Here is an 11653-nt window from a genome sequence, read left to right on the forward strand (position 1 = left end):
GCGGCGGCATCCGATAAATCAATGATGGACAAGCGGCGGTGTCCTAAAGCGCACTTACCATTTTGCGATCGCCACAAACCCGCTCCATCTGGCCCTCGATGCGTCATGCGATCGCGCATCGCGATTAAGACTTCTGAACTACAGACCTCGCCAATAGGTTTATAAGCTCCTACAATTCCACACATTTATAGCAATCTTTCCTTACTTAGTGATTTTCTAGCTTCCTGGGTATCCAAATAGGCAATTATTTATTTTAGGGGAGATGGCTGGATTTCTTGTAGAGCTTTGTTAATTTCGTTGTATTATAAAGCTTTTTTTAATTTCAATAATAACGTGTAAAATTTCCATAATTTGCTACTTTTTATTCCTTGTAACTCTCCTTGGGTATTTTGCAGTTGTTCTTGAATCATTCCCAAGTGTTTTTGGGTATCTTGCAATTGTTCTTGAGTTATTTCTAATTGTTCTTGTTTAGCTTGTAAGTCTCTTTTTCTTTTTTGCAGTGTCTTTATAAAAGCGCTGTATTTTCTTTTTGTTAATTTATTGTTAGCTAATAAATCTTGTTCTACATCATTGACTGATATATCGGACGAGAATTCCGCCTCGACTACTTCGTCTAACTTATTGGTAAACTCTTGAGATGAATTAAGGATCTGACGTAGAGAGATTTGCTGAACTTCAGCAAAAATGGCTCCTTTGTTGTGGGGATTACAGGCTGTTAAAACTACCTGAAGCTGCTTTGATTCTGATGCTGACAGAAACTCCCTGCGAAAAGGATTAACCAAATCGAATGAAAGTGTTGACAGCCATTTATTCGAGGCTAAATCGAGTAATCCGGCTATTAGCCCTCCTTTTTGGCAGACTATTTTCCCCTCAAATACATAATCTCCTGGTTGCAAACAAAATTCTGAACCGACTAAAAGGTATTCATACTGGAGTTTTTGTTGAGTGTGTACAGTAGTACTGACCTGAGCCTGAGACGACTCAACCGGATGCCACAAATCTAGATTAAGAATGGGAACTACTTCTTCGTCACCAAGAAGAGTATCAGAAAGCTCCTCTATTTGTTGTGGTTCCCAGGATGAGTGCTGCAATACTTCTAACCACTGCTGCCCTATTTCACAAGTATTAATAAACATTACTGACTGACCATAGGGACTGCAATCAACACACTGTAGAATTTCGCCATTACTTCTGTGAAAAATCTGAATTTCGTTCTTGTCGCCTAATCCAGCAGCAAATATCTGTCCAGCAATTTGATCGACATCATGTAGCCACCGACTTTCTATTTGGAAGCGTCCCTTGCTCGAACCCGTACAAATGTCAAAAAACCAGGCAATTCCTGACGGGCTATCTGTTAGATAAATCTCACCTGTATCCCGGTTTAGTTTTCCTCCATGACACCCCCTAATACCAGAGACAATTTCCCGGTAATTTCTTTGCTTGTCAAAATAGCCGACTGCCCCTGGAATTAATAAGGTAACTAGCAAGCCATCGTCCATAGGATAGGCACAATTGACATGGGTCGGCTGTAAATCAGTAGGAATAAAGTGATGCCGCAAATCATCCTGTGGACTCAGCTGATAACCAAGCCCATATATATCTGGGATGCGAATTCGTTCGATCACTGCGCCAGAATCAAGATTAATTTTTAAGATAGCGTTAGCTGGGGCACTTGTAACCCAGGCAAAGCCTTCCTGATCAACATAAACTGTGTGTCCTCCAGCTAACCAAGGGTCAGTAATAGTTTTAATCAGTTGAAAGTCTGTGTCTAGTACTTCTAGCCGGTCAGAACCATAGACAAGGAGATGATCGCCGTGAAAAGTCGCAGACTGTATTTTGTAGCCAGGATTATATTGGCGGAGAAAATGTAACCGATAGTTATCAACTTCATCAATAAGCCATAAAGATAAGCATCCACTAAAAGGAACAGCACTATCAAGCTCAGACAAACTCTCAAATGGTGGTAACTGAGTAAACCTATCCGGAGAGAACCGTCTTTCGAGTTCATTTAGCGTGGCTCGCGCTTCCATGAAAGGGCGGCTTGAATGAGTCACACATAATACTTTTATAGATGACATTTCAGAAGTTAACTATTAATTTTTAACTATTGATTTTTAGATGTTACAAATGTTTCCTTCAGTGGCATACTATCTGTGACTTTAATACCATCAAGTAGCCAAGTTGAAGGATGTTGAAAGACTGCATCATTGCAGAGTGGATATTTGATGCTCTCTTTAATCACAATTTCGTAGGCACGACTATGCATATCGTAAAGTTGATCGTTTGCTGAGAAAAAGCGTTTGGGGCCATAGGATGTCAGATAACCTTCCTTAAAGACTGAAACAGTTACCGCATAGCTGCCACGACAGAGTAGAAGTGGGTCTGCTATCACTTCAATCACCCCTTCTTTAGACTCTTTAGCGGCTAGCTGAATTTGGTCTGTCCAAAATCTGTGGCTACGGACAACTCCGTCTTTTTGAAAAGCAATGAGCAGGGTTGGAAATTCGCAAAAACTGGGATCATTTAGGCGATACTTTAATCGTACCCGCATTGAAGAGCCAATATCAAATTGAAAGGTTTCTTCTCCTTCTGCATTTAGAAATTGTACATCCACTATCTCCATAGCCCGTTGACCATAACGCACAACTTCACCAGGTAAGCTAACTTGATCTAATTGGTCGCTATAAACCTCAATCGTAGTCCGCATATCTAACCAACTAGGACTAGCTACTACCGTAAACTTTCCGGAGAATTGCCGGATTCGATCGGGATGAAATAACACTAATTCTAGATATTGAGAGCTGTTATTATAGCAACCTATTTCAACTTGTAAATTACCCGCCTCTGCTGCTTCAATGACTTGACGATTATTAACAATAAAGGGTAGCCGATAGTAAATAGAACCATGAGGTGAAAATTCTCGTGCAGGTCGGTCATGCCAATTTAAAGGTTGGCTCCAGTTCCCTTCACCAGGTTCGGTAATAATCTGAATTCCTTGGGTGGCAGCTTCATCCACCGTCGATAAGACAGCCAGTTCAGTATTATCTGACAAAAAGCGAAGGTGAGAAATATGAATAGGGGCTTGGGGAGGCTGGCGATCGCAGCAGCGAATTTGACCATACATCAGCGCTTCTGTCTCCGTAGACGATTTTATATTCTCTTTGAGAACGGTCAAACGTCTTTGACGTAAGCGCTCCTCTTCTTGGTCGCGGATGGAGCGTTCATAAGCATGTACAACTGTCTTGCCGTTATCATCTAGCCGTACTTTTCCGCGATCGAGCCAAATAAATCGGTTACAGAGATTTAAGGCAGAATAAAGGTCATGAGTCACTAGAAGTAGAGTCGTCCCTTGACCCTCACATAATTCTCGAATTCGCTCATAACTTTTGTGGGTAAAATAGGCATCGCCGACACCCAAGACCTCATCGAGGACTAATAAATTGGGAGTAATAGCTGTAGACGTTGAAAACATCAACCGAGCGCCCATTCCTGTGGAATATGTTTTCACGGGTTGGTCGATGTATTCCTCTAATTCAGCAAAATCAATAATCTCTGCACACTTACGGTCAGCGTCTTTTCCTGTTACGCCCAGTTGCGCCAAGTAAGCGTAAACATTCTCACGACCCGTAAAATCTGGATGAAAACCCGTCCCAATTTGTAGCAGAGCATGTACCTTGCCTTTCACTTTAAGCTGACCTGATGTCGGCTCCGTAACATTAGTGATCAACTTGAGTAAGGTACTTTTCCCAGCGCCATTGCGCCCAATAATCGCCACCTTTTCGCCGCGCCGGATATCTAGATCGACGCGATCTAGGGCCGCATGTTCTGTGTAGGCTCCCCGTTTTTGGCCCAGCAACCCGAACATATCCAAGAACCGGTACTGCGGCTTGCTGTAGAGGCGATACACCTTCTTCAACTCCCTAGCCTGGATAATGATATCATTCATAATCTACTAACATACTTTTAACTCGTTTAAAAAACGCCTCACCCAGAGCCAAAAAACCTTATTCATAATGCATCCGCTGCTGGTAAGGAGGACTTATGAACGACAGATTTTCCAGCCTCTTGGTTTATAATTACCAACACTTCAGCGCATCGCTATACTATCGTATTTATAATTCTTCTTTATTATTTGCTCATAATCCGGATAAATTTTCTCTGAGTACAGCTCCGCAGAAGTTTTCAAGCGGTTGAACTCATTGCCGAGCCGACTTGTCAGCCTTGACTAACTGCTTAGTTATTTCCGCGAGGCTGCACTGAGTCACTTCAAACTTGTATTCGAGATTTTTGCCTCGATTATTTTCTTCAGAAAATATTGAATTTATGATCAAAATATTAAATTTATTACTGAATTAACTTAGAACCTCCATAGACCACTCACCATCGCCTACAAATATAGTGCCCGAACCCAATAAACCTCCACCGATAACTTCCATGTCCATAATTTTTGAAATTACGGCGTAAACACTAGGATTAATTGAGAAAAATATTGTTTGTTGCTGATCAAAATAATTTTCTTTAACGACCATAATGGTTACAGAATAGGTTCCAGTACCCAGCATAAGTCTGGGTATATGTAAGCGTATTATACCTGTTTTGTTATTTATAGTATTAAACAGTAAATCTCGTGTAATGAAGCGGCACACCTCTTGCACACCATCTTTGTGCAGAACAATGATTACTTGAGCTTTTTCATTAAACGTTGGCTTCACAATTTGGTATTCGATTAAAAAGCTCATTCCTTTGCCATGTGTCAAAAAATGAGTCTCTTTACCGCAATCATCAATAGTCTTTACATTCCGGACAACAATGTCACCAGAACCATATACCCCAGTAGTATTAATTTCTGGCAAAGGCTTTGAATACTTTTGTTCGCCTTGCTTTTCCTCATAGAACCACTGAACGCTATGTTTAGCCCATCGTCTCTGCGCGGGTGGCACAGCTCCTAAGTCGATTTCACGTCCTTTTATAAAAGCCCGTAGGACAAGGTCACAAGGCTCATGCGACCAATATTCCATCAATAAGTCGATTTGTGTTTTGTCGGCCTCGGTGAATAGTCCCGAAGTCACAAACACGCCTGCAACTTTGTGAAACGGAGAACCGTAATTAAGCATGGGGCGGGATTCACGCCCTTCCCAGAAAACAGTGTCACCCCAGGATGTAGCTTCCTGCTGTAAATGCGAGTTGTCTTCATTATCGAAGGCATTGATGCCGAGAGGCAGGCTGGCAATTGGCATACCTTGATTATAGAGAGATATTTCGCTGAAATAGACAGGACAGGGCAGTGGCTTGTTGTCCCGGCTGCGTATTTCCAGCAAGATAGAATCAAGTACATGACTTTGATGATTTGCTTTTAATTCTTGCAACTTTGCCTGTTTACGCAAACGCAAACGCTGTTCTTCTTGCGCTCGGATCGAGTCTTCATAAGCCTTGATTACAGTCGGAGCCTCGCCATCCATTAAGACGCGCCCTCGGTCAATCCAAATTACGCGATCGCAAATTTTTGAGGCTGAGTAGATATCATGGGTTACCAATAGCAGCGTAGTCCCTTCCCCTTCGCATAACTCCCGGATTCGCTCATAACTTTTCTGAGTAAAATAAGCATCCCCTACCCCTAGCACCTCATCGAGTACCAGCAAATTGGGAGTAATTGCCGTTGAAGTGGAAAACATCAACCGAGCACCCATACCCGTGGAGTAGGTTTTCACCGGCTGATCGATATATTCTTCCAATTCAGCAAAATCAATAATCTCAGCACACTTGCGGTCAGCCTCTCTACCCATGACCCCCAGTTGAGCCAAGTAAGCGTACACATTCTCCCGACCTGTAAAATCTGGGTGAAAACCCGTCCCAATTTGCAGTAGAGCGTGTACCTTGCCTCTTACCTTAATCTGACCTGAAGTGGGTTGGGTGACCTTGGTTACCAGCTTCAAAAACGTACTTTTCCCAGCGCCATTGCGCCCTATGACAGCCACCTTTTCACCGCGCCGGATATCCAGGTTGACCCCGTCTAGCGCTGCATGTTCGGTAAAAACCCCGTGTTTTTTACCCAGTAGTCCGAACATATCCAGAAATCGGTACTGAGGCTTACTGTAAAGACGGTAAACCTTCGTCAACTCCCTAGCTTGGATAATGACATTATTCATAATCCACTAGCATACTTTTGAATCGTTTAAAAAATGCGGCACCCAGCGCAAAAAATCCTATACAGATAATCAAATAAATTATCAGTGTATCTACGGCTGGCAACTCCCCTTTTAGTATACTATCTCGATACATCTCAAGCATGTAATAAATTGGGTTTAAATATATCATTAATTTTAAATTAGATGGAATCATATCGGGCGTAAAGCCGATAGGAGATATATACATTAAAAGCAGCAAAAACAGATTTATAAAATAAGAAATATCTGGCAATACCACTGCCAAGGCAGCCAGTATCCAAACAAGACCGACTAGGAACATGATCTGTAAGAGAAAAACCAAGGGTAGCCAAAGTAAATTAAACGTTAAGGAACCTTTAAATCCTACTAATAAAATTAAGATACCTGTACTTACTAACTGTGTCACCATGCCTACAGCAACTGCCCTTACGGGTATCAGCTCAATAGGCAGCATGACATTTTTGACTAAATGAATATTTTGTTTAATGCATAAAGACCCGCCAGAAATAGCATCCCAAAAGCCTAAGTAAGGAATTAAACCACTGAATATATATAGGACGTAATAGGACTGCGCATATCCCGGAAACCGAACTTTAAAAATTACGACGTATACGAATATATAGATGGAAAGTAATAAAGCCGGATGTAAAAAGACCCATGCTAATCCAAGTGCTGAGCCAGAATAGCGTTTGGCAAGTTCCACTCTGGTGGTAGCCCAGATAATTTTTCGGTAGCGCAGGATGGTGCGACTTGCATCTAATGTAGAACCAGCAATTGTAGTCAATATAGATCGCATAAAATTATTTCTGTTATCCCAGAGCCATTGACTGCCAAATACATGTTAATTGGGCTTCCCATTGGGGTTGTGTAAAACACGCTTCACCAGCCATTGCAAAAAACCAGGATTCTGCACCCTTGAGTTCCGTATTTAGGCTTAAGTCAATCGCTCGGCACGGTAACCGCACGCCATAAGAAGGAGAATACCAGGCATCGCTGATTGTTCCCTCTAGGGTTTCTGGAGTACGCAGGTGAAACTGTCGATTTCCAGCAGACAGCTGATAGATTCCCCTTTCCACTTGTGTCACTTCCACCCCAGGAGCGCCATGAAAATGCCAGACTAACTGATGCTTGCCTGTTCCGCTGAGTCTGTCGAGGATAAATAAGGCTCCTGATGCTTTTTCCAGTCGAAAACGACGTTCGTGAGTGACAGGATGGCTCAAGCGCTGATACCCGCTATGTTTGCCCCAGTATTCCCCATACTGCTCGGTAACTCGAAAGTCTAAGCTTTCTGCATAAGCTGTTTCAAACAGGCGAAATATCCATTCTGGGCGCATCTCATTTTGTTCTTCCTGATCAATACACAAAGTATTGTGATAGCCAGTACTCCGAAAGAGGTTTCTGGTAGCGAAGTCTGAAGTATAAACGTAACTGCCGGGGTCAACCAAGAGTGGGATGCCATCAGCATGATATTCAAAACTCAGCTGATCGTTGTGCTTGTGGTTGCCAAACCCTTTGGTGCCCACCACTCCGTTACTCACCAACAAATAATGTCCGCCCTCCCGCATCACAGCCAATCCTGCTTGTGGAAACAGCTTGAATAATGGGGGTAGAGGCTGATCTTTTGGAGAAAGTTGTCCAATCTCGAAGCCCCACCAAGCGGCTTCCCAACAGCCAGTCACTCCAGCTTGTTGCAGCCAAGCGGGTTCATTCAGCAAGAAGGCAGCCGGAGCCAAAAGATGGCGTGCATCTTGAGGTTGCCAGGTTCCGTAGTCGGTGAAAATATGCAATCGTCCATCATCAGCATCTCCAACTTGGGGCATCAAGCCATCGGGACGCATCACCCCCACGAGGAAGTTAACCATTTTGTAGAGGCGATCGCAATAAGCCTCGGATAGAGGTTCACCCCGAAACCTAGCAAGGCGGGCAGCACCTAGAAACAATTCTGTTACCAGACGGTGATAGGGGACAGATGACTCATAATCTGCCCCATCATCAAGTACCTGCACCTGGATTTCTTGTTCGAGAGAGTCCCGGCAGAACTGATTCCAAATACTCCCCTGAGGCAAGTCCCGAAAAACACTAGCTAGGTAGTACAGTCCAACAACATTACTCAAGAAGTGATTGCTGGTCACCTCGTAGTTATTTTCCAGATTCCCGTAGATAAATACCCCATGTTCAAATAGAGCTTCATAGCCTTGCTGCCAAAACTCGGTTGACAATCCTTGGTACTGACCGATTAAGGAAAAAGCAAGTGCCCAGTTCAAGGCTCGAAGCGCAACATCCATCGTACAAGTCCAGTGGATGCCAATGCCTACTGGATTGGCTTCCCTGAAGTCATACAACTGATGGGCAATTTCCCAGGCATAGCGGTCATCGTTGGTTAGCCGATAAGCTTGCCCCAAAGTTACCCAATGCTGGCACCGCGCTAGTTCCCAGGGAAGCTTAATGTCTGCCTCCTGACTGGGGCGCATCTGGAATAAATTCCATTCTTTATGAGGAATTCCCTGAGGAAAGCGGAGTTTAGACACCGGGTCTAAGTACCAATCAATGGGACGATAACCCTGAGAACTAATCGCACGCTCTGGATCGATGGGTGTATATTTGCCGCTGCCAAGTAAGTCGAACTGATGGGCAAGGATGTGATTGGCTGCGGTAATGGTAGTAGAGATGCGATCGCTGTGCCCCGATCGCAGATGCTCTATCGTTTCTGCCGACAACTCCACATACAAGCGCCCTAACCCTTGCAGACTCTCATACCAGCGATCAAAAGAGAGACCCACGCTGGCTAAATCGGAAGTCAAATCTGGCAAAGATAGCTCTTTCGCTTGTTTTTGCTGGGGTGCGCGTTTGGCTAAACGCCTTAACCAATTAGGTAGCCGGACAACCATTTACGCCTTCTCCGGTTTATTCGCTTTGATCACCAGGTTCCAGCCTACCAGTTTGCCAGCCAAGTCCAACGGGAACCAGCGTAGCGGAATTGGTAATTCGGGTGCTGTAATTTGTCGTTGCACAATCTCGATATTGACAAATTCTCTGAACATATTTTTCAGTCTTTTTTTGGTATAGACCTTAACCAGAGGTTTAGCATTATTTTCAGAAATCTCAACGTGACGCGACATGATTTCACCCATTGAGACATCCAGTAGCTCACCTTTCATAAGTCCAAGGCTACCAACCAGACTCCGCCAGTAGTGTAATGAGTTCTCAGCATAGACCATAATAATGACTTTTCCACCAGGTTTAAGTACGCGGTAAATTTCCTTCACCAGTTGGATTGTATTGGGGGTATGGTGAATCACCCCATTGCTGTAAACAACATCAAAACTGTTGTTATCAAACGGTAAATCTTCCGCATCCTGGTGAATAAAGTTACCTGTCAAACCCCGCAATCTAAAGTTTTCTTTAGCCAGTTCCAAGTGTCCAGCTGAAAGGTCAACATCAGTAACATCAGCACCGTTTAGAGCAAATTGGCACAGATCGGTACCGATTCCAGCGCCAATCTCTAGAAGTTTTTTGCCCCTATGTTTGGCAAATTCCATCGTCTCTGCCATCCAGGGCGCGTATTCACCATAGCGGTATGCTTCTACTTCCAAGAACCAATCTAGGGTATGACGCTGTGCCTGTTTGACGTATTGTGAACCACAAGGATTATTGTTCCACTGGGATTGCGTTTCATTTTTATAGGCATCGCCCGTATCGAGCTTTTGTAAATCGAGTTGCTCGATATTGTTGTTTGGGGAATCAACAGTCAACCCCTGTGATGCGATTTCTCCTCTGAGAAATCGCCAAAGTTTGGCGACGTGATGGTTCCAGGCATAATGCTCAACGACCGCTTGACGTGCATTCTGACCCAGAATTTGGCACAATTCAGGTCGTTTGGCTAATTCTACAACAGCACTGACAAATTCTTCGATATCGCCAGGGGTACACAGCACAGCACGTTGGTTGCTCACCGTTAGATCTGGGTCGCCCAGGTTTCCAACACGCAAAGCGGGGGAAAGAACCTGACCAAGTTGTTCTAAGTCACTCGCTACAATACCGCCCCCTAGAGCCATATACTCAAAGAGCTTGGTTGGAGAACCGAAGAAGCGGCGATCGACCATATGGCTGTTGTGAGGGGCAACGTAAATATCACAAGCCCCTAGGAGACGAGCACCTTCTTTCTGGGGAACGCGACCAACACTTAATACTTGTTGAGAAAGTTGATGCTTGGCAATCTGTTCGTCCACTAAATGCTTGTAGTTGCCATCACCAATGAGGAGAAAGCGACATTCGGGAAGCTGGTGACAAATTTTAGGAATCGCCGCCGCTAGTACATCAATTCCGTGCCAACCGCCGAAGGTGCCGATAAATCCAATAACCCGATGGGAGTCGTCGAAGCCTAATTCCTGGCGCAGGGAGCTTTTTTTGTCAGCAGGTAAAGGAGCATAAGCCTGGATATCAGCACCATTGGGGTTAATTAAAATTTTGGATGGATCGACCCCGCGTGTGACCAAATCCTCTTTAACCGCTTCTGATACAACAGAAATCAAAGTAGCTTGTCGAAACGCTGCTTCTTCTGCTTTGAGATAAATATCCTCATATTGATACCCATTACCATCAAAACTCCGCTTCATGGAGATTTCTGAACCGTTGTACTCAACGATGTAGGGTATTTTCAGCTTTTGACTCAAGAGGACGCCTGCATAATTGCCCAAGCACAACCTCTCGTAGATATAAAGCGGACGCAAGCTCTCGATCGCGGGTCTTAAAAGTTGGTAATAGTGCTTGGTACTCTGTAAAATCGTTTCTTCACTGCCATCCTCTCCAGCCGGATCGAGAACCACTTGAGGGATACCAAAATCATCTAGCAACGAATAGCAGTAGGGCATGAAGCACACCAGCTTCTCGGTAACTTGGGCGAGTTCCTTCGCTACATGGCAGGTATGACCATAGCTGCCGCCTGAATCGATCCGTACCCAGAAGTCTGTGCGTAAATAAACACCACACCCTTTGAGCGGATATTCAGTATCTGGTTGGCAATCGAGGTGAGTTAGAGGAATAGGTTCAGCGCTTCTGAGCGCCTCTTCCAATTCAGCGACGATGTTTGCTACACTCGCTGTTTTTCCATCAGCTTGGCGACCCAAGTACGTGTAAGATTGCCCACGATAGATGCTGCGTGCAAGTCGATAATGTTCGCGCAATGCCGATTTGTCAACAGCTTGCAGAGGGCGCAGAGCCTTGTAACCTTGAATAACAAATAAATGCCGCCAATGACTCAGTAGCCGTTCTTCATCGACACGTTCGATCGCGTCTTCTTTGGGCCAGTACAACCACACCCGCCGATTGAGCTTTAACGCCTTTTGGGCTAACCTCAGATGTGTCCATCCCAACCAGCCCCGCTGTAGGCCAATCACAACGCCTTCAATGTTCTGGCGATGTTCCAACTCCTGAAATGGGTCGGTAATCGCTTGCAGGGAGGGCAAGTTTAATTGTATTTTGTGGCGTTC

The 11653-nt window shown here is 44.4% G+C and carries 6 protein-coding genes and 1 pseudogene; all 7 read right to left on the reverse strand.

Annotated features, from left to right (window positions below):
- Nucleotides 1–185: pseudogene (locus V6C93_RS20790) on the reverse strand (asparagine synthetase B); the annotation flags it as partial.
- A gap of 117 nt (nt 186–302) precedes the next feature.
- A complete protein-coding gene (locus V6C93_RS20795) occupies nt 303–1949 on the reverse strand; it encodes a hypothetical protein (RefSeq protein ID WP_333478584.1) in 1647 nt (548 codons plus the stop codon).
- Between the two features lie 155 nt (nt 1950–2104).
- Nucleotides 2105–3946, reverse strand: coding sequence for an ABC transporter ATP-binding protein (locus V6C93_RS20800; protein ID WP_333478585.1), 1842 nt, complete (start codon nt 3944–3946; stop codon nt 2105–2107).
- 406 nt (nt 3947–4352) lie between these two features.
- A complete protein-coding gene (locus V6C93_RS20805; protein ID WP_333478586.1) occupies nt 4353–6146 on the reverse strand; it encodes an ABC transporter ATP-binding protein in 1794 nt (597 codons plus the stop codon).
- Nucleotides 6139–6960 carry an ABC transporter permease gene (locus V6C93_RS20810; RefSeq protein WP_333478587.1) on the reverse strand — a complete coding sequence of 274 codons (822 nt, stop codon included), beginning with the start codon at nt 6958–6960 and terminating at the stop codon, nt 6139–6141. Before V6C93_RS20810 ends, V6C93_RS20805 begins: the two co-directional genes overlap by 8 nt.
- A 13-nt stretch (nt 6961–6973) precedes the next feature.
- On the reverse strand, nt 6974–9052 hold the full coding sequence (locus V6C93_RS20815; RefSeq protein ID WP_333478588.1) for an alginate lyase family protein: 2079 nt from the start codon (nt 9050–9052) through the stop codon (nt 6974–6976).
- Nucleotides 9053–11653 (reverse strand): methyltransferase domain-containing protein (locus V6C93_RS20820; protein ID WP_333478589.1); only part of this gene is annotated, 2601 nt, incomplete at its 5' end.

Source organism: Allocoleopsis sp. (assembly GCF_036703385.1).
Lineage (GTDB): Bacteria > Cyanobacteriota > Cyanobacteriia > Cyanobacteriales > Coleofasciculaceae > Allocoleopsis.

Excerpts from the sequence above, each read along its gene's own strand:
- V6C93_RS20800 (WP_333478585.1), bottom strand. The coding sequence starts at position 3,946 with ATGAATGATATCATTATCCAGGCTAGGGAGTTGAAGAAGGTGTATCGC.
- V6C93_RS20805 (WP_333478586.1), bottom strand. The coding sequence starts at position 6,146 with ATGAATAATGTCATTATCCAAGCTAGGGAGTTGACGAAGGTTTACCGT.
- V6C93_RS20810 (WP_333478587.1), bottom strand. The coding sequence starts at position 6,960 with ATGCGATCTATATTGACTACAATTGCTGGTTCTACATTAGATGCAAGT.
- V6C93_RS20815 (WP_333478588.1), bottom strand. The coding sequence starts at position 9,052 with ATGGTTGTCCGGCTACCTAATTGGTTAAGGCGTTTAGCCAAACGCGCA.